General features: G+C 56.2%; 18 protein-coding genes and 1 tRNA gene. 13 read left to right on the top strand and 6 right to left on the bottom strand.

Annotation, left to right across the window (positions count from 1 at the left end; translation table 11 throughout):
- Positions 1–47 precede the first annotated feature (47 nt).
- Entirely contained in the window at positions 48–2,972 is a 2,925-nt protein-coding gene (gcvP, locus tag LL947_RS06710; RefSeq protein ID WP_499834313.1) for an aminomethyl-transferring glycine dehydrogenase, read from the top strand.
- Between the two features lie 51 nt (positions 2,973–3,023).
- Here gcvP and LL947_RS06705 read toward each other — a convergent pair whose 3' ends face one another.
- Positions 3,024–3,914: a LysR family transcriptional regulator gene (locus tag LL947_RS06705; protein WP_404417684.1), complete on the bottom strand. Its 891-nt coding sequence runs from the start codon at positions 3,912–3,914 to the stop codon at positions 3,024–3,026.
- Between the two features lie 120 nt (positions 3,915–4,034).
- Here LL947_RS06705 and ppnN point away from each other — a divergent pair, with 120 nt between their 5' ends.
- The 4 genes from ppnN to LL947_RS06685 are packed head-to-tail and all read left to right on the top strand — an operon-like array spanning position 4,035 to position 6,992.
- Entirely contained in the window at positions 4,035–5,417 is a 1,383-nt protein-coding gene (gene ppnN, locus LL947_RS06700) for a nucleotide 5'-monophosphate nucleosidase PpnN (protein ID WP_404417681.1), read from the top strand.
- A 53-nt stretch (positions 5,418–5,470) separates the two neighbouring features.
- Positions 5,471–5,893, top strand: a complete 423-nt coding sequence (arfB, locus tag LL947_RS06695) for an alternative ribosome rescue aminoacyl-tRNA hydrolase ArfB (RefSeq protein WP_404417678.1) — start codon at positions 5,471–5,473, stop codon at positions 5,891–5,893.
- Between the two features lie 25 nt (positions 5,894–5,918).
- On the top strand, positions 5,919–6,272 hold the full coding sequence (locus LL947_RS06690; RefSeq protein ID WP_404417675.1) for a CidA/LrgA family protein: 354 nt from the start codon (positions 5,919–5,921) through the stop codon (positions 6,270–6,272).
- Positions 6,273–6,275: 3 nt separating this feature from the next.
- Positions 6,276–6,992 (top strand): LrgB family protein, encoded by a 717-nt coding sequence (locus LL947_RS06685; protein ID WP_404417672.1) that lies wholly within the window; start codon positions 6,276–6,278, stop codon positions 6,990–6,992.
- Between the two features lie 36 nt (positions 6,993–7,028).
- On the opposite strand, the gene LL947_RS06680 is transcribed toward LL947_RS06685, so the two are convergent.
- Complete coding sequence (locus LL947_RS06680; RefSeq protein ID WP_499834312.1) at positions 7,029–8,615, bottom strand: ABC-F family ATPase; 1,587 nt, start codon at positions 8,613–8,615, stop codon at positions 7,029–7,031.
- Between the two features lie 229 nt (positions 8,616–8,844).
- Between LL947_RS06680 and LL947_RS06675 the strand changes: the two genes are divergently transcribed.
- Positions 8,845–8,921: transfer RNA gene (locus LL947_RS06675), tRNA-Pro, on the top strand.
- A 167-nt stretch (positions 8,922–9,088) separates the two neighbouring features.
- Here LL947_RS06675 and LL947_RS06670 read toward each other — a convergent pair.
- Entirely contained in the window at positions 9,089–9,793 is a 705-nt protein-coding gene (locus LL947_RS06670) for an endonuclease/exonuclease/phosphatase family protein (protein WP_171702503.1), read from the bottom strand.
- Between the two features lie 78 nt (positions 9,794–9,871).
- Positions 9,872–11,197, bottom strand: a complete 1,326-nt coding sequence (locus LL947_RS06665; RefSeq protein ID WP_499834311.1) for a site-specific integrase — start codon at positions 11,195–11,197, stop codon at positions 9,872–9,874.
- A gap of 693 nt (positions 11,198–11,890) precedes the next feature.
- On the opposite strand from LL947_RS06665, the gene LL947_RS06660 reads away from it, so the two are divergent.
- From LL947_RS06660 to LL947_RS06640, 5 genes are all read left to right on the top strand, one after another.
- Positions 11,891–12,100: a hypothetical protein gene (locus LL947_RS06660; RefSeq protein ID WP_499834310.1), complete on the top strand. Its 210-nt coding sequence runs from the start codon at positions 11,891–11,893 to the stop codon at positions 12,098–12,100.
- On the top strand, positions 12,097–12,747 hold the full coding sequence (locus tag LL947_RS06655) for a hypothetical protein (protein WP_499834309.1): 651 nt from the start codon (positions 12,097–12,099) through the stop codon (positions 12,745–12,747). Before LL947_RS06660 ends, LL947_RS06655 begins: the two co-directional genes overlap by 4 nt.
- A gap of 215 nt (positions 12,748–12,962) precedes the next feature.
- On the top strand, positions 12,963–14,249 hold the full coding sequence (gene metK / locus LL947_RS06650; protein WP_499834308.1) for a methionine adenosyltransferase: 1,287 nt from the start codon (positions 12,963–12,965) through the stop codon (positions 14,247–14,249).
- 357 nt (positions 14,250–14,606) lie between these two features.
- Positions 14,607–14,786 carry a DUF8622 domain-containing protein gene (locus tag LL947_RS06645; RefSeq protein ID WP_499834307.1) on the top strand — a complete coding sequence of 60 codons (180 nt, stop codon included), beginning with the start codon at positions 14,607–14,609 and terminating at the stop codon, positions 14,784–14,786.
- Between the two features lie 213 nt (positions 14,787–14,999).
- Positions 15,000–15,194 (top strand): hypothetical protein, encoded by a 195-nt coding sequence (locus LL947_RS06640; protein ID WP_499834306.1) that lies wholly within the window; start codon positions 15,000–15,002, stop codon positions 15,192–15,194.
- 21 nt (positions 15,195–15,215) lie between these two features.
- On the opposite strand, the gene LL947_RS06635 is transcribed toward LL947_RS06640, so the two are convergent.
- Both LL947_RS06635 and LL947_RS06630 read right to left on the bottom strand, forming a co-directional pair.
- On the bottom strand, positions 15,216–15,746 hold the full coding sequence (locus LL947_RS06635; RefSeq protein WP_499834305.1) for a porin family protein: 531 nt from the start codon (positions 15,744–15,746) through the stop codon (positions 15,216–15,218).
- Positions 15,747–16,257: 511 nt separating this feature from the next.
- Positions 16,258–16,425, bottom strand: a complete 168-nt coding sequence (locus LL947_RS06630; RefSeq protein ID WP_290823642.1) for a hypothetical protein — start codon at positions 16,423–16,425, stop codon at positions 16,258–16,260.
- A gap of 202 nt (positions 16,426–16,627) precedes the next feature.
- Here LL947_RS06630 and ftsH point away from each other — a divergent pair, with 202 nt between their 5' ends.
- Positions 16,628–18,589: an ATP-dependent zinc metalloprotease FtsH gene (gene ftsH, locus LL947_RS06625; protein WP_499834304.1), complete on the top strand. Its 1,962-nt coding sequence runs from the start codon at positions 16,628–16,630 to the stop codon at positions 18,587–18,589.
- 292 nt (positions 18,590–18,881) lie between these two features.
- Positions 18,882–23,186: a glycoside hydrolase family 19 protein gene (locus tag LL947_RS06620; protein ID WP_499834303.1), complete on the top strand. Its 4,305-nt coding sequence runs from the start codon at positions 18,882–18,884 to the stop codon at positions 23,184–23,186.
- The last annotated feature ends 212 nt before the right edge of the window (positions 23,187–23,398 follow it).

Below are 23,398 nucleotides of genomic sequence, written 5' to 3'. Positions count from 1 at the left end.
ATTCCGTTAACCCTGTCGGGTCTTCCTACACGTCTGGATCTCGCACCATGTCTCCACAGTCCACTGAAATACAGCCTTATGCGGCACAGCGGCTGACCCAACTCGCTCATCACGACGCCTTTCTCAAACGTCATAACGGCCCTGACGCCGCAGAGACCCGGCACATGCTGGACGCACTGGGCCTGCCTTCCATGCAAGCCCTCATTCAGCAAACCGTGCCTGATGATATCCGCCTCGAAGGCGAGCTGGCACTGGACGACCCCTGCAATGAATCGGAAGCACTTGATTACCTGGCGCAACTGGCCCGTCAGAACCGTATGGCCAGAAACTTTATCGGTCAGGGTTACTATGGCACCCAGATGCCGGCGGTCATTCAACGCAACGTGCTGGAAAACCCGGGATGGTACACTGCCTATACGCCTTATCAGCCTGAAATTTCCCAGGGGCGCCTGGAAGGCCTGCTCAATTTCCAGCAGGTTGTCATGGATCTCACCGGCATGCAGCTGGCCAACGCATCACTGCTTGATGAAGCCACCGCCGCAGCCGAAGCCATGGCCCTTTGCAAACGTGCCAACAAGAAGTACACGTCCAATGCCTTTTTTGTGGCAGAAGACGTGTTCCCCCAGACCCTGGATGTTCTCAGGACCCGCGCCCGATATTTCGGATTTGACCTGATTGTTGCGCCGGCTCAAGCACTGCAGGATCACGACGTGTTCGGTGCCCTGCTGCAATACCCTGGTGACAGTGGCCAAGTGAATGACCTGGCGCCACTGCTGGCCAAGGCCCGGGAAAAGCAGGTAATGACCTGTGTCGCCACTGACTTGTTGAGCCTGGTGCTGCTCAAGGAACCCGGCGCCACAGGCGCCGATATCGTGGTGGGTAATTCTCAGCGCTTTGGCGTTCCCATGGGCTTTGGCGGCCCGCATGCAGCTTTCTTTGCCACCTCGGACAAGCTCAAGCGCTCCATTCCCGGGCGCATCATCGGCGTTTCCCGGGACAGCCACGGCAAGACGGCGCTGCGTATGGCCATGCAGACCCGTGAACAGCATATCCGCCGCGAGAAAGCGACCTCCAACATCTGCACCGCCCAGGCGCTGCTGGCCAATATAGCCGGTTTCTACGCGACCTATCATGGCGCTGACGGCTTGCGCACCATTGCCAACCGCGTACAGCGCCTGACCACGATTCTGGCCCTCGGCCTGCAGCAGGCAGGCATCACCCTTGCCCATGACAGTTGGTTTGACACCCTGCGACTGACCGCTATCGACAAGGGCAAGGTGCATGACCGCGCCATGACCCATGACGTCAACCTGCGCTACTTCGCCAACGGCGATGTAGGTATCAGTCTGGACGAAACCACCTCCGCCCATGATGTGGCGTTGCTGTTCACTATCATCCTCGGTGACGACCATCAGCTATCCATTCCGGCGCTTGATGAACAGGTGATCAGCGAGGGCATCACCGGTATTCCGGCCAACTGCCAACGGGAAACTGATTTCCTGACGCACCCGACCTTCAAGCGTTATCGCAGTGAAACCGAGATGCTGCGTTATCTCAAGCGGCTGGAAAACAAGGATCTCTCCCTGGCCCATGCCATGATCCCGCTGGGTTCCTGCACCATGAAGCTCAATGCCACCAGTGAGATGGTACCGGTGTCCTGGCCGGCCTTTGCCCACCTGCATCCCTTTGCCCCAAGAGAACAGGTCGCAGGTTATCACCAGATGATGGATGAACTGGCCGCATGTCTGGTCGAAATCACCGGTTACGATCATATTTCCATGCAGCCCAATTCCGGCGCTCAGGGGGAATATGCCGGCCTGCTGGCCATTCGTCGCTACCAGGCCGCCCAGGGCGAAGCGCAGCGTGATGTGTGCCTGATCCCCAGCTCTGCCCATGGCACCAATCCGGCGTCAGCCGCCATGCTGGGGCTGCAGGTCGTCGTGGTGGAATGTGATGCAAGAGGCAATGTTGACCTCGATGACCTGACCCAGAAAGCCGAGCAGTACAGCGACAGGCTGGCCGCGAGCATGATCACCTACCCCTCCACCCACGGCGTGTTCGAATCGCATATACGTGCGGTGTGTGAGGTAGTGCACCGCCATGGCGGCCAGGTGTATGTGGATGGGGCCAACATGAACGCCCTGGTAGGCCTCACCCGCCCCGGTGATTTCGGCGCTGATGTATCGCATCTCAACCTGCACAAGACCTTCTGTATTCCGCATGGCGGCGGCGGCCCGGGAATGGGTCCCATAGGCGTCAAGGCGCACCTGGCCCCCTATGTCGCCAACCACTCGGTCACGCCGATTGACGGCCTCGACAAAAACAGCGGCGCCGTTGCGGCGACTGCGTTTGGCAGCGCCTCAATCCTGCCGATTTCCTGGGCCTACATCAAGATGATGGGTGCCCGCGGACTGCGGGAAGCCACCGAACTGGCGATTCTCAATGCCAACTACATTGCCAAACGCCTGGAAGATAGCTTCCCGGTGCTGTACCGCGGTGACAACGGCAGCGTGGCCCATGAGTGCATCATTGATATCCGACCGCTCAAGGCCGCTTCCGGGATCAGCGAGGAAGATATCGCCAAGCGTCTGATGGATTACGGCTTTCACGCCCCCACCATGTCTTTCCCGGTACCCGGCACCCTGATGATTGAGCCTACCGAATCAGAGTCGCTGTATGAAATTGACCGCTTCTGCGATGCAATGGTGGCCATTCGTGACGAAATTGACAAAGTGGCGCGTGGCGAGTGGACACTGGAAGACAACCCTCTGGTCAATGCACCGCACACCATGGCCGATATCATGACCAGCAACTGGCAGCGCGCCTACGACCGTGAAACCGGCGCCTTCCCCACTGGCGCCGTCAAGGCCGCCAAATACTGGCCTAGCGTCAATCGCGTGGATAATGTCTTTGGCGACCGCCAGCTGATCTGCACCTGCCCGAGTGTTGACGCCTATCGCGACCCGTCATGAGGTGTGCGCCTGGTCATTCCGCCGGGCGCATGGATTGCTTGCGATGAGGGATCACACCTGTTTATCAATACGCCGCTGCTCCTTGAAGCCTTCCAGGAGCCGGGCGTAGCGTTTGGCTAAAGGAGCGCCAGCCCGATAGACACAGAACAGGACTTCATCCACGTCCTGGCTAAGCGCCAACGCTTTGACCTGACGTTGCCAGGGCGAGGTGTCCAGCACCAGCCGGGAGACCACGGTGAAGCCCAGCCCACGTGCCACAGCATCCAGCACCATGCCGACCTCATTGGTAAACCCCTGATGACGGAAATGACTCATCGAGCGAAACTCGTCCGCGTAATTGGCGTTCAACAAGGCACTGGCATGGTTGATTCCATCGTAATAATTGATGAACCCTAACCCCATGAGATCGCTGAGGGTGTTCCCCGCAAAGTCTGCAGGAACCACCAGGCAAAGGGGCTCCTGATGCCACACGTCACACACCAGATCAGGATGCTTGACCGCCTCCGTCACAATTCCGATGTCGTGACGGCCATTGAGCAGATCGGTGCTGATTTCATGGTTAAAAGCAAAACTGTAATTAACAATCAGGTTGGGCTGCATCTGCTGCTGACCCAGAAAATAAGGGTACAGCATCAGGCCAACGCTGCCCGGTGACGCTATCCGGCATTCACCGCTGTCGAGCAGGTCATCATCCAGCCCATGACGAAACTGTTCATGCTCGGCAAACAGCTTAAGGGCGTAATCATAGGCCCGTCGACCCGCCTCGGTCAGAGTGATTCGCCGCCCCTGCCGCTCGATCAAGGCCTTACCCAGGTAGGTTTCCAGCTTGCGGATATGCTGACTGACCCCGGGCTGGGTCATTTCCAGACGCTTTGCCGTACGCGTAAAGCTGCCTGTCTCTACCAGAGTGATATAGGTGCGAAAATACTGCGCATTGAACATAGCAAGCGACCCACAGTGAGATAAGAATAGCCTAACATATTCATCCGCTTGGCCTCTGCCATCATGCAACCTGCATGCTAATATGGCGCCCCTTGACGAAGACACAACGGAACCCGATCTATGAACAGCTCGCTTCAGAAGCGCCCGACGCTCTCCACGATCATTTCCCCGGAAGGTAGCCTGGAGGTGCTGTCCCAGCATGAGGTCAACCGCCTGCACGGCACCTCAAAGACGGGTCTGCATGACCTGCTGCGCCGCTGCGCCCTGGCCGTTCTCAACTGCGGCAACCCCACCGACGACAGCCTGGCCCTGATGGAAGCCTACAAGGATTTCGATATCGAGGTCCTCCAGCAGGATCGCGGCATCCGCCTCAAGCTGACCAACGCCCCGGCTGATGCCTTTGTTGACGGGCGGATGATCCGCGGCATCCGCGAACACCTGTCGGCGATCATTCGCGATATTGTCTACGTCTATAATGAAATCCAGCATCACCAGCGCTTTGACCTGACCACCGGCGAAGGCACCACCAATGCGGTGTTTCACATCCTGCGCAAGGCGGGCACCCTGCAGCCAGGGCGCGATCCCAGCCTGGTGGTGTGCTGGGGCGGGCATTCCATCTCCCGTGAAGAATATGAGTACACCAAGGATGTCGGCTACCATCTGGGGCTGAGGGATCTGGATATCTGCACCGGCTGTGGCCCGGGTGCCATGAAAGGGCCGATGAAGGGTGCCAACGTCGCCCATGCCAAGCAGCGCCGTTACAATGGCCGTTACCTGGGGATTTCAGAGCCCGGTATCATCGCCGCCGAGGCCCCCAACCCGATTGTCAACGAACTGGTGGTCATGCCGGATATTGAAAAGCGCCTGGAAGCCTTTGTCCGCCTGGGCCACGGCATCATTGTCTTTCCGGGCGGGGTGGGTACCGCCGAAGAAATTCTCTATCTGCTGGGTATTCTGCTGCACCCCGACAACCACGAAACGCCCTTCCCGCTGATTTTCACCGGCCCTGCCGACTCAGCCGAGTACTTCGCCAGGATTGACGAATTTCTTGTCTACACCCTGGGGGAAGATGTTCGCCGCTATTACAGCATTATTACCGGTGATCCGGTGGACGTGGCCCGCAAGATGCGCCACGGAGTGGATGACGTGGCCGAGTTCCGTCGTCACCACCAGGATGCCTTCTACTACAACTGGCGTTTGACCATAGCACGTAATTTCCAGGAAACCTTCGAGCCCAGCCATGCCGCCATGCAGGCGCTCAGGCTCGACCGCGCGCAACCCACCCATGAACTGGCCGCCAACCTGCGTCGCGCCTTTTCCGGCATTGTGGCCGGCAACGTCAAGGAGAAGGGGATTCGCGCCATCGAATCGCACGGCCCTTTCCGCCTGCAGGCAGAGCCCGAGCTGATGCGCCGCCTGGATGCCCTGCTGACTTCTTTTGTTGCCCAGGGGCGGATGAAACTCGATGGCCAGGACTATATACCCTGCTATGTTTTAAATTGAACATGGCCTCCGCCTGAATATTCTGAAACGCTAACACCCAGGCAAGGTGCCGCATGCTGCGACTCTCCAATACGGTAACACTCGCAGAATGGGAAATTGAGCTTAACCCCATTCGCGCTCAGGGCGCTGGCGGGCAGAACGTCAACAAGGTGGCGTCAGCCATTCACCTGCGTTTTGACATTCAGCGCTCCAGCCTGCCGCCGTTCTACAAGGAGCGGTTGCTGGCGTTCAATGATCAGCGTATTTCCCAGGAAGGCGTGATTATTATCAAGGCGCAGCGCTTTCGCACCCAGGAAAAAAACCGCGACGATGCCCTGCAGCGCCTGGCGGAACTGATCCAGGCCGCTACTCATGAACAGCGCGCCCGCCGCCCTACCCGGCCCACCCGCTCGGCCAGGCGCAAGCGGGTAGACAGCAAGACACGCAAGGGTAAGACCAAGGCGCTGCGTGGCAAGGTACCGCCTTCAGGGCATTGATTCACTCAACGGAGGATTAATTGAAATGGTGCAAGGATTCCTGATTCTGCTGGTGTGCCAACTGGCAGGTGAATGGTTGATGGTCTGGTTCGGCTGGCCAATTCCCGGCCCGGTGGCCGGCATGCTGTTGCTGCTGGCAGGGCTGCTGGTCGTTGGCCGCGTACCGGACAGCCTGCGCCTGCCCGCGGAAGGCCTGGTTCGCCACCTGTCATTATTGTTCGTGCCCGCAGGCGTTGGCCTGATGCTGTTTGCCGACACTCTGGCACAACACTGGCTGAGCATTCTGGCCTCATTGATCCTCAGCACCTTTCTCACCCTGGCGTTAACCGGTTGGATGCTGCAAGCCTTCGAAAAGCGACAGCAACACAGGGAGGAATAAAGCATGCAACTGACCAGTTTCTGGGTTTACTTCAACGCCCGGCCACTCTTCTGGATGGTGATCACCCTGGCCGCCTACCTGCTGGCCAGCGCTCTCAACCGCAAAGCGGGGGGGACCGCCCTGCTGCATCCGGTGCTTGTGGCCATGCTGATGATCATGGCGCTGCTGGCCCTGAGCGACACCAGCTACGATACCTACTTCGAAGGGGCTCAGTTCATCCATTTTCTGCTTGGCCCAGCCACGGTGGCGCTGGCCGTGCCGCTGTTTGATCACCGCGCCCGCATTCGCCAGATGGTCGGCCCCATCATGCTGGTCTGTTTGAGTGGTAGCCTGACGGCGGTCGTCACCACCCTTTGGGTCGGTCAGCTGTTTGGCGGCAGCGGTCAGCTTCTGCTCTCGCTGGCGCCCAAATCCGTCACGTCACCGATTGCCATTGGTATTTCCGAACAGATAGGCGGTTTCCCCTCCCTTTCTGCTGGCCTGGCCCTGACCACCGGTATGATCGGCTGCCTGCTGGCGCCGCTGGTCTTCCGGCTACTGAAGATACGTTCAGACACTGCCAGCGGCTTTGCCCTGGGCATGGCTGCCCATGGTTTCGGTACCGCTTACGCCATGCAGCGCAGTACCCTGGCAGGTGCCTTTGCCGGCCTGGCCATGGGCCTGACCGGCGTGTTCAGTTCAATACTGATTCCTCAGATCATCAAACTGTTCGGGCTTTGACCCAGCGGCAAACTGGCGCTGAGGATTCACAACGAATCAGGCAACGCCCTGGCTGCGCAGGTAATCATCGTAGCTGCCACTGAAATCGACAATGCCTTCATCGCTCATATCCAGCACGCGTGTGGCCAACGACGACACAAACTCGCGGTCATGGCTGACAAAAATCAGCGTACCCGGATAGTTTTCCAACGCCAGATTGAGCGCCTCAATGGATTCCATATCCAGGTGATTGGTGGGCTCATCCATCAGCAGCACGTTCGGCTGCGTCAGGGTCAGCTTGCCAAACAGCATCCGACCCTGCTCACCACCGGAAATCACTTTCACCGATTTATCAATATCATCGCTGGAAAACAGCATCCGCCCGAGCGCCCCGCGCACCGTCTGCTCGCCGCCCTGGGTCCACTGGGCCATCCACTCAAACAGGGTGGCATCCACGGCAAAATCATCGCCATGCTCCTGGGCAAAAACCCCAAGATCGGCGCTATCGGTCCATTTTACCTCTCCCGCATCCGGGTGAAGTTCGCCGGCCAGTGTCTTGAGCAGCGTTGTCTTGCCAATGCCGTTAGGGCCGATAATGGCAATCCGCTCACCGGCTTCCACGGTCATCGAAAGCCGCTTGAACAGCGGCGCGTTGTCATAACCTTTGCTGATATTATCGATATTGACCGCGTTGCGATGGATTTTCCTGGCCTGATCAAAGCGGATAAAGGGGCTGACCCGGCTGGACGGCTTGATGTCCTCAAGCTTGATCTTGTCTATCTGGCGCGCCCGCGACGTTGCCTGCTTGGCCTTGGAGGCATTGGCGGAGAAACGACTGACAAACTGCTGCAGTTCGGCAATCTGAGCCTTTTTCTTGGCATTATCTGACTGCTGACGCTCGCGCACGGCAGTGGCCGCGGTCATGTAGTCATCATAGTTACCCGGAAACAGGGTAATCTCCCCATAATCCAGGTCCGCCATATGGGTACACACACTGTTCAGGAAGTGGCGGTCGTGGGAAATAATGATCATGGTGCTGCTACGCGCCTTGAGAATATCCTCCAGCCAGCGGATCGTATTGATATCCAGATGGTTGGTCGGCTCATCCAGCAGCAGCACATCCGGATCGGAGAACAGCGCCTGAGCGAGCAGGACACGCAGCTTCCAGCCTGGGGAGACCTCACTCATCGGGCCAAAATGTTGCTCGAGCGGAATTCCCAGGCCCAACAGTAACTCACCGGCACGCGGCTCGGCGGTGTAGCCATCGAGTTCGGCAAAACGCACCTCAAGATCTGCCACGGCCATACCGTCTTCTTCGCTCATCTCGGCCAGCGAATAGATGCGCTCACGCTCCGCCGCCACCTGCCAAAGCTCGGTATTGCCCATAATGACGGTATCGATCACCCGCTCGTCTTCAAATGCAAACTGGTCCTGGCGCAATTTACCCAGCCGGGTGCTGGAATCCACCATCACCTGTCCGGCAGAAGGCTCCAGATCGCCCCCCAGAATCTTCATGAAGGTGGATTTACCGCAGCCGTTGGCACCGATAAGCCCGTAGCGATTTCCATTGTTGAATTTGACAGAGACGTTCTCAAACAGGGGCTTGGCCCCAAACTGCATGGTGATGTTGGCGGTTGCGATCACAAAAGGGTCCAGTTGTAGTACAAAAGTTCGCCATTTTACGCGCTATCTGTCCTGCATTCACCCCAAGCAGCACGCATCCATGTGTGAATTCACTGCCGCTGCCGCTGACAACAAGAGGCCCATCACCACAAGCAACTGAAAAAAATCACAAAAGCACTTTCATTTTGAAACCTTAAACGCTAGTATACGCACCGTCTTGAGGCACTTATCAAGGCTTCAAAAAAGACATCGGAGCGTGGCGCAGCTTGGTAGCGCGTTGCAATGGGGTTGCAAAGGTCGCAGGTTCGAATCCTGTCGCTCCGACCAGAAATTCAAAGGGTTAGCGCTTTAATTTTGCCGTTAGCATGTTCACGGCAAACAAACAGTCCAATGCTAGTCCACGCAAAAGGCCCTCTCGACATGACTTGGCAGTCATACTGAGAGGGCTTTTTGCTTTCTATCAAGTTAACTTCTTTACATAAGCACTAACTCACCTACAGTCGAAGCTCAAGCGATATTGGCAGGTGGTCACTCAGCTCCAGCCAAGCGGGATCATCATGAACCTTGAAGTCGACTACACGTGCAAGCAGTGACTGCGAAGCAAAGAGATAATCGATGTGGTAGGGACGACTGATACGGCGATGCATGAAGAATGTTGGCTGGATTTCTTCTCCTTGCGCTTCCCCCGTGCAACGATGATAAAGGCTTTCAATACCCAGTGACGCTAGCTGATTCACAACATCGGAATGATTCCACCAGCGATCCCACTCATCCCATCGAGAATTGCTGTTAAAGTCCCCAGCAATTATCAAGGGTGACTCAACAAAGCGTGGCCAATTATCTTGCAGATAACGCCAGAATTGTCCGATGTAGGCAAAGTTTGGTGAGTTCGCTTGCTTCGTCCAAACGCCAAGCACGTTCAACTGGTTACCAAAAGAGCACGGCAGGAAGAGCTCATAGATGCTCGCTGGCCAACTCAAATAGCCAAGCTTTTCAGGTGTCGGTGAGAATATACCCAACCCTTTGTTTCGGTTGGCACCTGTCCATATGCCACCTGATGACCATTCCCGGTAACCCTCATGTCGAACATGGTTCGGGTCTTCACACTCCTGAATCACGTAGACATCAGCATTGAGTTTCTCTAGCTCCAGATACTTTTTTCGGAATGCCCCGTGGCAATTCCAAGTAACGATCCGCATACAGTCCCTTCAGTCTCACTTGGCAGATACAAAACCACTTTATAACACATCCATAAGGTTGCCCCTCTGACCTTCCCTTTACTCAGGCGTGTCGAGCGCACCTAGTGCCAAACGAAGGTGCTCTGTTGTCAGATGCCCATAGTGATCAATCGTTGTCGCTATATCACGGTGCCCCATGAGTTTCATCACTGTCATCAGATCGGCTCCCGACATGATGAGCTGAGAGGCGAAATTATGCCGTAGCGTATAGAGGTCAAGATCAGGGTCAAGACCGCCAAGCTTTTTGATGATCGGCCACGGTCGACGGCCCAGCGCCCCGGACGAAAGTCGCCTACCAGTCCTGAGAGATGGAAAAATATAGCCAGTATTGGAACGACCATTCTCGTCCCACCATATCCGAAGCACCTCCAGCAGGCGTTCAGAGATCGGAAAGCTGGTCGGCCGAGTGCTATGGTGCGCTGTCTTCTCAATTACCTTGGTGATCGTCTTTGTCTGGAAGTTGACGTTCTCCCAGCGCAGACCGTAGACATCTCCTGGCCGAAACCCAGCGTAGTAGATGACCAGAATCGCGGGAACTACATAATCGACATACGTGAGGTGATCCCAGTCGGGAAGATGCCGATTCGACTTCTTGGTGCGCGAGCGACGGCGCATGTCCTTGCGGCTCTGAGTATAGGCATCAAGCCCTCGAAACAGCCCAATCACTTCCTCGTCAGTCAACGCCCTGCGTGAACGAATGATATCAATACCATGATCATCGCCCGCAATAGGCTTTTTAAGTCGAATACCTTTTATCGGATTCTCAGATATGAACTTCTCTTCAGCCGCCATGTTGAGCATGTTCTGAAGCACGTCATAAGACCGCTTGATCGTCAGAAATGCCAGTCCATTTTTTTCTAGCCCATGGTGCCAGCGAGTCACGTCAGACTTCGTTAGCTCTGTCATGCGTTTTCGATACCAAGGCTTGAAATGCCGTTCGATACGGTCAAGGTCTTCCTGACCTCTCTTCATACGTGCCTTATGCGGGCGGTAAACAGTTTCTAAAAATGTCTGAATAATCGAAGCGTCCTCTCTCCGCCGTTGCTCTTCCTTGCGTCGTTCGGATTCCTTAGCGGCCTCTTCAACCAATCGAGGTTCAACGCCTTGAGAAAGACCTGTCGCCATACTCTTGGCCATCACCCTTGCCTCATCAGGCGAGACTGTTGGATAGCGACCAATTTTGACCGTCGGTCTCTTACCCGTGAGCTTTGATCGATAGCGGAACGAAAAGGTCGTGACGTTACGGTTGTAAAGCGTGCAGGTGAAACCACTGGTCACAGTGTCGTAGATGATGCGGATGCCTTTTTGTCTTGCATACTTGATCGCAGATTCAGTGATCTTCCGCTTCAGGGTATAGTCAGTCATCTCGGATGCGCCCCCAGTGATGATTAGGTCTGGTCGGACGCCTGAACATGGCTGGGATGGACGGCTCAGCGAGTCGTCCGTTACGGCTCCAGATGATACGGACATTGCATCATTGGACCAGTATGTTCCGCCTTCAGTGTCCAAAGTTAATATAACCATGGAACCAGACGGCGATCAAAAGATACTATTGATCAATATGTTATTTGAACTCTTTGCGTTTGGAGCCTTTGCGCCTAAGGGAGCGCTAGCAGGATGGGGTTGCAAAGGTCGCAGGTTCGAATCCTGTCGCTCCGACCAGAAATTTCAATAAAAACGTCCACTTAGCTAATCAGCGAAGTGGACGTTTTTTGTTGCCGCGATGCCAGGTAGAAAAATCAGTATCAATGAGTAATTGATCTCTGCAGTTGCCTGCATTGACAACCTTCCAGCACCCCCTTTATAGTTGAACTTAGCGCCGATTTGATTCATCAGCTTGCGGGCGCTCTACAAATACAGCTAAAGCGTCCCCAGAGGCCCGCTTTAGCTCATGCAAAGCGGGTTTTTTGTTGCCTGGCCTTCGGGCCACCGCCGATTTAAGCACCAACTTGCGGGCGGGATAGAAATGTAGCTAAAGCGGCGTGCGACTCCACTCCCCTGGGTCGGCGCTTGCCTGACCACGCTTTCAAACCATCACAGGGGAAATGGAGACAGAGCATGACCCACCAAACCCACATCCGCACACACAACGCGGGCATCGACGACGCCGCGTCACTTCGCAATCACCTGGCAGCCTTGCACTTCCAGGACGACATCGTGCGACCTGAGTTACGCAATGCCGCAATCCTCAATTCGCAGCGCGCATCACGTCGCACGCGATATGCCGCCCCGAGCCACGACTCGCTGGCGGGGAGGTCGCTCTCATGAACCTGCAACAGGAACTTCTGCTGAGAACCCAGCATCTGGCAGACCTCGATTTGCTCCGCGGCATGGGCTACACAACCGCCGACGAAGCGACATTGGCTCACCTTCAGAGCATCAGGATGAGCCCCTATCTCGGCCTGGAGAAGGATTACCGAAACGAGCGTTTCGGTGAACGGGGTTTCCTTGAAGCATTGTGCAATTTCATCGGTCTGGAGCCTGTCGAGTATCTGGCGGCCATCGACGACATCGATGGACGCCTTGCGGAGGATCGCGCCGCCTTTCGCCACTGGCTGTTCGCCGATACTGACTATGTGCGTGGGCCTGGCACGCCGATCTTCGCCATGGCCTTCACCGAACGCTTCCGCCGCCTCAAGTTTCCCATCGGCTTCTGGCGTCTGCCCTACGAGGAGCGCTTGGCAAGCGCCTGCCAAAAAGCCCTCGACCACATGCAGGACAGCGGCGGCAAGCTGGTCACCTGGGGCGAGATCAAGCGATACCATTACTGCTTTGCTGAAAAGCGCAGCATCGTCATTTCGACGACCGGCGAGGTGATTGGCGAAAACAATGATTTCGACCCACCCCTTGCCACCTTCGGACTGGCGGGCAGTGACGAAAACCTTCCTGACCGGTTCGTGAAGGGTGAGGAATAGGCTGAAGCGGCGATTATCGTGCTGGCCGGCCAGCTGGGGCTGAGACCGGAACCCGCCGGCCGATCGCCGTCCGCCTGGTACGCCGACTGCCCAGGGAAATCCCATCGGCTGATGGTTAGCAGCAGCGCCAACGAGTTCGGCTGTGGTTACTGCCGCGTGAAGGGCAGCACCGCCGAACTGGAGACTTTGGCCAGGCAGCGCAAGGAGGTATGCTCATGACCCGTAGCTACCTGTTCACCTCAGAGTCGGTCTCCGACGGGCATCCTGACAAGCTGGCCGACCGCATTTCGGATGCCGTGCTGGATCGTTGCCTCACCCTCGACTCATCGGCTCGGGTGGCCTGCGAGACCTTGCTGACCCGCGAACTGGTGGTGATCGCCGGCGAACTCGGCCTCTCCTCCCCCGCTCTGCATCGTCAGGTGCTGGATGAGGTGGAAGGCCTCGTGCGCGAGATACTGCGCGAGACCGGGTACCGCAGTGACGTTCCCGGCATCGATCCGGACACCTGTGACATCCAGGTACGTCTGCACCATCAGTCCATCCAGATCGCCCAGGGCGTGCAACACGGGGAAGGTGAGTTCGGCGCTGGCGATCAGGGGGTAATGTTTGGCTACGCCAGCGACGAGACCCCGGCGTTGATGCCGCTGCCGATCCAGCTGGCTCACCGCCTGATGCGGCGTCACAGGGAGCTGCGCGACAGCGGCACCCTGCCCTGGCTGCGGCCGGATGCCAAGACCCAGGTCAGCGTGCGCTACCGCGGCGAGGAGTCGGTGGCCGTGGAGACCGTGGTGCTCTCGATCCAGCACGACGAGGCCGTGTCCGCTGCCACCGTGGAGCAGGAGGTGATCCGCGAGTTGATCGGGCCGGTGATTCCCGAGGCACTGCGCAGCGAGTCGATCCGCTACCTGATCAACCCGGCCGGGCGCTTCGAGATCGGCGGGCCACTGGGTGATGTCGGCCTGACCGGCCGCAAGATCATTGTCGATACCTACGGCGGACGCTGTCCCCATGGTGGCGGTGCCTTCTCGGGTAAGGATGCCACCAAGGTCGATCGCTCCGGCGCCTATGCCGCGCGCTGGGTCGCCAAGCACCTAGTGGCCGCGGGGCTAGCCCGGCGGGCCACGGTGCAACTGGCCTATGCCATCGGTCACCCCCATCCTGTCTCGCTGCTGGTGTATACCCACGGCACCGGCATAGTGCCCGACGAGACACTGGAGTGGGCGGTACGCCAGACCTTCGACCTCTCGGTCGCCGGCATCCTGCGTGACCTCGAGCTGAAGCGCCCGCTGTACGCAGCGACGGCCGCCTTCGGTCACTTCGGGCGTAAGGAGGTCGCGCTGCCTTGGGAGGAGACACGACGGGTTCGCCAGCTCCAGGAGGCGGCGGGCAAAGTACGGCGACCACCGCAGGATCAGCAGCGCCTGACGCGGATGGTGCTCGAGGCCCGCGGGCCAGGCGGACTCTCCGATGAAATGGCCGAGTGGTGGAGAAACCGCTACTGATCCTGGCCCCCGTACGCTGTTGCTGGCTGATCTTGCCTTTGGTAGCCATCACCGACAGCCTGATCGAGCTTTTCCGCAAGAGCAGGAAGCGCCGATGGATCACGAGTGACGAAATTCGGGCCACGCTGGAGGCGCTCGACTTCTCGATACCCACCGTGAGAAAGCTTCTGCCCGGTTCCCCTGATCGATGGAGGCCGCTGCCAGCCAGGATTCATAACTGCTTCAGGCTGTCCGAGGGCCATAGCGTCTACCGAGAGCTATTTCTCGAGTTCGAGCGATTCTTTTCTTATATTTCTCAACCTGGCAAGGTAGGAATGTTGGGCCACCACAGAAAATTCCCGCCAGACCGAGGCCATAATGCGAATCAGAACTAAAGGTTGTTTCAAATGTGGCGAATCAAAAGATGTCCTCTATCGGTGTCGATTCGGAAAGCTAACTGATTGGGTATTTCTTTGCGGTAAATGTCTGGTTACTGTCAAAACGGCCCATGAGAATTCTTATCAATATGGTGGAACCTGGAAGGCTAGGAAAAAGTAAATCTAGCCTACGGCCCCAACAAACGCTGAGCGATCTCCCCGAGTAGCATCCAGACTGCGCGGATATTCAGATTAACTCACTGCGCTGGTGACTGGATGCAGGTTGACACACAGGAGGGGCGGCTTTTTGCTTTCGATCAAGTTGACTGCTTTACATAAGCACCAACTCAACTACAGTCGAAGCTCAAGCGATAGTGGCAGGAAGAGCTCATAGATGCTCGCTGGCCAACTCAAAAAGCCAAGCTTTTCTGGTGTCGGTGAGAAGATACCCAACACTTTGTTCCAGTTGGCACCTCTCCATATTCCATCTTATGGCTCTATCTTCAAGCCAAAAAACAAGCCCTTCATCAAAAAAGAGCTTGATCATTATAATCAAAAAAAGCGCTTTTCAAGCGCTTTAATATTTTAAATAATAACTTAATCAGGACAATCAGAAATGATAGTTAAGCCCTAATCCAACAGCTGTAAAATCATAGTTTGATTTATCAAGATAGGACATATACTCCACATGGCCAGAAAGTGTGGGGGTGATCTTTACCTGAAACCCTGCGCCGTAAGAAAAATCACTATCATTATCATCTACAGATAAGCCAGAAGTAGATGCAGTCAATTCTGCACGTGAATAACCGACAACTGCATAAGCAGAAGCAATGTTTCCTAGTGGTAAATGACCTACTCCGTAAACCCCCACAATAGAGTCAATTTCAAAGTCGACTCCTTGAACCGTGTCATCAGAAATACCTGTACCTAAGCGACCTTCGATAGCGAAATTGTCAAATCCAAAAAACCCTAAACGCCCAATAAAAGCACTAGGATTAATATCGGAAGCCCCGGATATATCTCGGTCCAAATCAGTTCGTGATAACTGCCCTCCTACATACTTATCTCCAGCATCAATTGCAGAAACAGGGGTTGACATCAGAGAAAAAGCAAGTGCTCCAATCAAGTATTTAGCCTTCATGTTGAACCTTATCTTTAGAGGGAAATTTAAAGTATTTGTAAACAATTATTTCTCTAGATGATATGGCATAAATCTCAAATGGTAGTAATACTTTTCTTACAACTAAAGTTTAGCTAACGAGTGGAGCATACAAGGCATTGAAATATTGAGGAATTTTAGCCTTGACTGGAGCCGCTTGTGATCTGGGATGATTGTTCACCGCTTACTAGATCTACTGTCTCATAAATATTTTTTGCAACAATGAAGCCAACATATCCAATGATGATAGGTATTTATGTTATAGGAACGCCTCGAGTCATTCTTGACACATTAGACAATCGGCAAGGGCACCAATTGCCGAAATTTCGCGCCTTGCCTGACGCCCTTTGCGCAGCAATGGTTAGCGATGAAACGTCGACCGACACGAAACAGCCAAAACGATCTACTCAGCGGGTAATCAATCAACTGGTGCCTTACAACGATTCGCCTACCAACAGGGAGCATCCGCGCCCCAAGCCTTGCCCTAGAATTTTCAACTTCCGTCCTTGAATTTTGCTTTGCAATTGCCGCTCATGCACATGATGCAGTAGTGCTCTCTGTCTTCGTGCTGGGTACCTTCAGCGATGGTCGCGCCGCAGCCGTTGCAGAGCAGGGTACTTTTGCCGTCTTCGAATTTTACAACTGCATGTTCGTAATTCATAAAATGCTCCGCGTTGAACCCATCCTTCAAGAACGGGGTAAATAGCGTATGGGCGAAAAATCGCCTTTGTTTCATAATCTTCTCGACAGTGCTGAAGGGTATCAGTTCAGCCGATGCTGGTTGGTATTTCTCCGATGGGGTTGTAAAACGCCTTCATCGATAGCAGGTTGAACAGTATTGTGTTCAACCGTGCGAGTCTCCAATGTTTCAACATCCCAAGAAACGCAGCCGAGAGAACAAGAACCAAGAAAATCATAACGAAAGCACCCCTCCGCAAGACCCCTTTTCGGTGCGTCCATCGTCTCAGGAAGGCCCGTCTAACCAATGGGGGCTGTTTTTCTGGCTGACCATTGGCATTTTTCTGGCGTTCTACTACCTGCAAGGCGTTGAGCAGCCACAACGAGTGGACCTGGCCTATTCCGACTTCCTGGAAGCCGTAGAGAGTGAGCACGTCGAGTCTGTCACTCTGCGTGGCCAATCCGTGGCAGGTGAGCTCACGGATGCCGGACGTGAGGCCTTGAGCGTTGACGAGTCGGAAGGCTTCGAGACCACACGGCCCACTATCGAGAATACCCGCTTGCTTGAGCGACTGGAAGATAATGGGGTTCAGGTGTCGGCACGCCCGACCGAGGCCCCCTGGTGGCAACAAGTCATTGCCCAGGCGTTGCCATGGATTCTGATCCTGGGGCTGATGTTCTGGTTCTGGGGGCGCATGCAAAAACGCATCATGGCCAATGGCGGTGGTGGCATGTTCAACATGGGTAAGTCCCAGGCACGCCAGATCCGCAGTGAAGACAGCGAGGTGCGTCTGGACGATGTAGCCGGCTCTGAAAACGCCAAGCGCGAAGTGACCGAAGTGGTCGATTTCCTCAAGGAGCCGGACCGCTATCGGGCCCTTGGCGCGCGCGTACCCCGCGGGGTGCTGATGATGGGCCCACCCGGCACTGGCAAGACCCTGCTGGCGAAGGCGGTGGCCGGCGAGGCTGATGTGCCCTTCTTCTCGATCAGCGGCTCTGAATTTATCGAGATGTTTATCGGGGTAGGCGCCTCACGGGTGCGTGATCTGTTCAAGCAGGCCAAAGAGCAGTCACCCTCGGTAGTCTTTATCGACGAACTGGACTCAATCGGCCGCGCCCGAGGCACCGGGATGGGTGGCGGCAACGACGAACGCGAGCAGACCCTCAACCAGATCCTGGCCGAGATGGATGGCTTCGCCAAAGACGAGACCGTGGTGGTGCTGGCCGCTACCAACCGTCCCGACGTGCTTGACAAGGCGTTGATGCGCCCGGGCCGCTTTGACCGTAAGGTCACCCTGGAGAACCCGCACCGCGAGGCGCGCCGCCGGATCCTTGAGGTGCATACCGCCAAAATGCCGCTGGCAGATGACGTCGATCTGGAACGTCTGGCCAGCATGACGGTGGGCTTCTCGGGTGCCGATCTGGCCAACCTGGTCAATCAGGCCGCCCTGGTGGCCGGACGACGCAAGCAGAAGAGCATCGACTGGGCCTGCCTGTCAGAAGCACGTGACCACGAGCTGCTGGGTGAGGCCAAGGATATTGCCCTCTCCGCCGATGAGCGTCATATCGTGGCCTATCACGAGGCTGGCCACGCCCTGCTCACCTGGCTGCTGCCCAAGGCTGATCCGCTTGAAAAGGTCACTGTTCTGCCGCGCAGCCAGGCACTTGGGGTAACCGCCCAGATGCCTAGCGAAGATCGCTTCAACATGGGCGAAAGCTACCTGCGCGACCGCATCACGGTTATGTTCGGGGGGCGACTGGCGGAATCGATTGTGTTCGATGAAGTCTCAAGCGGTGCTGAGAACGACATTGAACAGGCCACTCAGTTGGCCAGGCGCATGGTCGGGCGCTGGGGAATGAACCGGCGGATTGGTCCGGTCTCCTTTGCTGAAAACCAGGAGCATGTCTTCCTCGGTCAACAGATCGCTCAGGGTCGTGAATTTGGTGATTCCACCGCCAGCCTGGTCGACGAAGAGATCCGCGAGCTGCTCAACAGCCTGCAAGACAAAGGCGAACAACTGCTTAAAAAACACCGTAAGGCCCTGGACGCCCTCGCCCATGCCCTTGAAGAGCACGAAACCCTGGAAAGTGATGAGGTTGGCGAAGTGCTCAAGGGCCTGGTGCCGGATGGCAAGCGCTCACACTGATGGCGCATGAAGGGCCGGCTGGCGGCCTTTCAGAGAACCTGAGGCACTGGGTTCGGACCCCAAGTCTGCATGCAAAAAACCATAAAAAAACGGCTGCCGAGGCAGCCGTTTTTTTTTGCCTGTCGGGTCAAGGGGCCGGGTAGGCGTGGTCATTGGTGGCCTGCCCTTTTTGTATCCTCGATGTTATTGGGCACAAACGTCGGTGCATCAACTTGCTTTTTATTAAACAAATGCTAATTTTATAAATTGTTACATGATTGCGCTTGATGTTAACAATTAGGGGGACCATGAGATGCCGAAGTCAGATAATAAACACGTCACGCCCAAACGTTTGACAGACTTGACGAGTAATCTGGGGGGCCAATTGCAACGGTTGGAAAGAAGCCTGCTCGACGTCAAGGATAAAGAAAAAAATGCGGGGGATTTGGTGGTTGAGGTTGGCGACATCCGCAAGGAGATCCTGGAACTTGAACGGTCCAGCCATGAAAACCCTGATTTGCAGAAAAAGCTGAAACCGTTAACACAGCGCATTGATGAACTTGAAAAGCATGCCAGGAATGTCGCCCAAGTCGGCGAATTCAACCTGGAGAATCACCAGTCCATCCTGAAGGAAATCCGCGATTCGATTGCAGAAGTGCCTGAGCTTGCTGATCAGGTGGGTATTTCCACAACCCCCCTTCCGCGGGCTCCGGCGCATTTGCGCACCCTGATTGAGAGCCCCGAAACACAGTTAAGATCGGTACTTTCTTCACAGAAAAACGTCACCATGACGGCGGCTACCCTTGGCAATCGGCCAATTGATGTCAGTGAATCGGCCGGGGGGTTCCAGGTAAAGGAGCGCCCCCACCTGGCCAAGATCCGGGTCAAAGCAACGCTGAAGGAAAATGGAGGGTCGGGCAGTCATCTACCTCTGGAAGTCGTGGGTTTCACCAAGGACGGAAAACGCACAGTGATCAGCCGGGGGGTCACCAACAATAACGGTTACCTGAGCCTGGACACTTCCCGGACAGATCTCAGTGGCTATGAAAGTATCGAACTCAATACCCGCCATGGCGCAACACAGGGAATACGTTTCGACAAGGACGAGTTTCTTGATGTCGTTTTCGAAAACCCCATCATTTTCGACATCCCCACCAGCATTGCCCGTAAGATTGCAGAAAAGCCCAAGGATTTCATCTTTACTGAAGATCCCGATGCCGATGACCTGATGAACGATCCTGAGTCATTCTCTTTCGATGCGCATGAACATGACGGATCTGCATGCCTGAAGGCGCGTTCGGAAATTGCCGTTCGGGAATTCCATTTCAGTCAGTTGATGCGGGGAGAAGAGTCTGACCTGATCGCCCAGAATGAGGAGGATGCCTATATCTGGGAGCGCGATCCGGTGACCTCGCCGGTTCCTGTCCGGCCCAACAATAATCTTGGCGCCAATCTCAGCGTGGTGGGGGGCCGCATCATCACCGGTAAAATCGTCAATTACCGGCAGGCTTGGCAGCCAGCGGCCCAGGGCCTGGGCAAGCTGCTTTATAGCCTTGCGCTGGCACCGCGAGAAGAGATCAAGCTGGCCATTATCGACTGGCGCCGCTCCGAGAGGGCCATGCGTCAGGATAGTGTCAAAGCGTCTGAAGCGCTGGAAGCCGACATGCAGCGCGATACAACCGTATCAGACATTGTGACCGGCTCGATTGAAGAGAACATCTCAGGCGGCAGCCGTGCCGAGGCCAGCGCAGAAGCGAACAACCAGCCTGGCTGGAAAGAATATCTGGGCGGCGCCGTTATCGGTGGGCTGATAGGCGGTCCCGTGGGTGCAGGCCTGGGGATTGCCGCTGCTCATCTGGTGCGCCCGGATACCGGCAGCGAGAGTGATGGCAATATTGATGCCTGGAACAATGCAGTACGCAACATTTCCTCGCAGGCCGTAAGGCAGGCGTCCGATGTGGTGTCCCAGCGGGCATCTTCTATTCGCGACCTGCGCTCAACGGTGGTCACGGCTTCCGAGGTCACCGAGCGTGAAGAAGTACGCACGCGAACAGTGCGTAACCAGAACCAGCATCATGCCCTGACGATTCAGTACTATCAGGTATTGGCACACTATCGGGTGGTGACCGAGGCGATGTCCGAAGAAGACGTGCTGATGGTCCCTTACGCCATTGACCACGACATTTTTGCACCGCTGCCGCCACTGCCAGACATCCGCCATTATTACACGTCCTACAACTGGGCACTGGTCCACTTCCTGCTGCGCCATCAATCTGCACTGCGTCAGGCGCTGCCCAGACACCTGACGTCCGCCATGGATGCACTGGAGCGGCTGTTCCACAATGCCGCCAGCTACCAGGAGCCAGAGGTCACCGCCAGCCGCTGGACCATCATGGCAGATGAGAGCATCGAGGAAGGAATCGATCTGTTCCTGAATACAGAGTACGGCCGCGTGCCTCTTCGTCCGCTGGACAGCTCGCGCACCCAGTTCGTTTCAACCCCAGTAGCCCTGCATCGTATCCGGGGCCTCCACTTCCGCCTGGATCCCAAGGTTCAGGCAGAGATCAATATGCCGGACCTGCCCGGCTTCATTCCGCAGGGGGCTCAGGATGTCTGGGAAGACATTTTGCGTGAGAGAATGAATCGAGCACTGGAGTTCAGCTTCTCCAATCTTGAGGTAACCGCTCATTTGCAGCGCGGTCGTCACCTCAAACCGCATATCAGCGTCTACACCCTGCCGGGCACTGGAAACGTCACGGTGAGCACTGAACAACGCAGCGCTACACTAGGTCTCGAGGTGCCCAGCCAGGGTGATCTGAGAAATAATCTGTTGCAGACAACGCCCCGAGAAGCCGACTACCAGCTGCTGCAGAGTGCTGTGCGCTGGTTGCAGCAGAATCCCATGACGGCCATGTCAGCCATCTGGATGAGCGAAGACCCCCAGGAGCGGGCACTGCGTTTCGACCGTCTCAGCTACAACGGAAAGTCCTTGCTCAACCTGATTGTCAACGTGCCTATAGGCGTTGATGGCAACTACGTTGCGTTCCGCCTGGCGCCCAACCTGCGGGTGCTGCCACCTATTGATCTGAGTCGCATCAGCCGGCAGGCACGGGTCGTATCGGTGCCCACCAGCGGTGTGTTCGCGGAAACCTACCTTTCCTGCCACAACGCCACCGAAAAACGCGACGTCACCCGGGAGATCGATCAGAGCAAGGCCGTGCCGTTTGGCGCAACGGACATCGCCCCCGTTGCTACCGGTGGTCGCAGCCCCATGCAGGCCCCGCAGCCCACTTCACTGCCATCCGCCGTGCTGGGTTACCAATCGCCGCCGCAGACCCCGAATACTGCCATTGATAGCGCCCTTCAGGGGCTGACGACGTCCTCGCCGTTTCATAATCTGAGCTACGGTGAAGAAACCATGAACACCATCCGTACTCTGGCGGATACCGCCATGAAAGTGGACGGCGAAAAACAGAAACAGATACTCGACACCATTACGGAGCTTGCCAAGGTGGCCGCCGATACTGCCCTGGCAGCCGCCCAGGCCTCTATGGGAATTCCGCCCACAGGGGGTAGCCTGAGCGGTGGCGAGTCTGGAGGCGCGTCCGGTGGCAGTGGCAGCAGCAATGGCACTCCCCTCTCCGGAGGTGCAGGAAGCGCTGGCAGCAGCGCAGCGTTGCAGCCACTCGGTGTAACGCCGCAGCAACGCGCCCAGGTGGGTCAATCGGTCAGGCAGTCGGATCCGGCGACCAACCATGATCACGCCCGCGTAATTGAGGAAGCCGTCAAAAGCGGTCAGCTTAGCGCTGAACAGGGGCGCATCGCGACCGAGAACCTGCTTGGTGCTACGGGAAACAGCCAGGCGCTAACGAAGAAAAACCAACCGCCTGGCAAGGAGGCTGATCCACAAAATGGGCCTATCAAGCGTTCTCATCTAGTCGCAGTCTGGCCCAACAGCACGGCCTCAGCTGACGATATGGACGCGATTGCTTCGGAACTTTCAGCAAACCTGATGCTGGGAGATCTCAATACCGAGCTGCGCCTGGCACATTTCATGGCTCAGGTGCGTCATGAAACCGGGTACCGTTTGAGCCTGGTTGAAAGCCTCAACTATTCGGTGGAGGCGCTCAAAACAGGCGATTTCAAATTCTATAGAGATAATCCAGCGCTTGCCGAGCAACACGGGCGCAACGATGAAACAGATCAACCTGCCGATAGAGAAGCCATTGCCAACCACGCCTACGCAAGAGCCTCCCTGGGCAACGGCGGCCCGGAAACCGGTGACGGCTGGCGCTTTCGGGGTCGAGGCCTCATTCAGCTGACAGGCCGGAGTAACTATGCGGCATTTACCGCAAGACACACAGACCTATGGGGAGAAGTCATTGATTTCGAAAGTGAGCCGGATCTTGTCGCAGAGCCCCGCTATGCAGTGCGCTCGGCCATTGATTTTTGGTTGCGTCACGGAATGAACGACGTGGCCGATGGTGGTGATTCGCGTGAGGTCTGTGACCAGATCACCAACCTCATCAACTCTGGAACCAGTGATGAGTCACGGGAAGCACGTTATAGCCTTTTTCTCGAGCTGATGAACCAGCGGCTGTTTAGCGATATTGTCTAGAGTCTGCTGACGTTTTATCGCTAACCGCGTTGCGGCGCCAGAACGTGCCATGCAGGTAGCAGGGGTGATACCCCCTGCTACCTTTTTATTGCTTCGGTCATGTAACCACCAAGACAAGCGCCCTGTTCGCCACATGGAGGTGCATTTCACCCAGGTGTTCGCACTGAAAGTGCGCATCCTGGCTCAGCCATTATCTCAGCATGCCTGAACAT

Origin of the sequence: Halomonas sp. BLK-85, assembly GCF_044792155.1 — a bacterium.
GTDB lineage: Bacteria > Pseudomonadota > Gammaproteobacteria > Pseudomonadales > Halomonadaceae > Vreelandella.
Note: the sequence above shows the minus strand (reverse complement) of the source record. Positions and strands in the feature narration are given on the sequence as shown.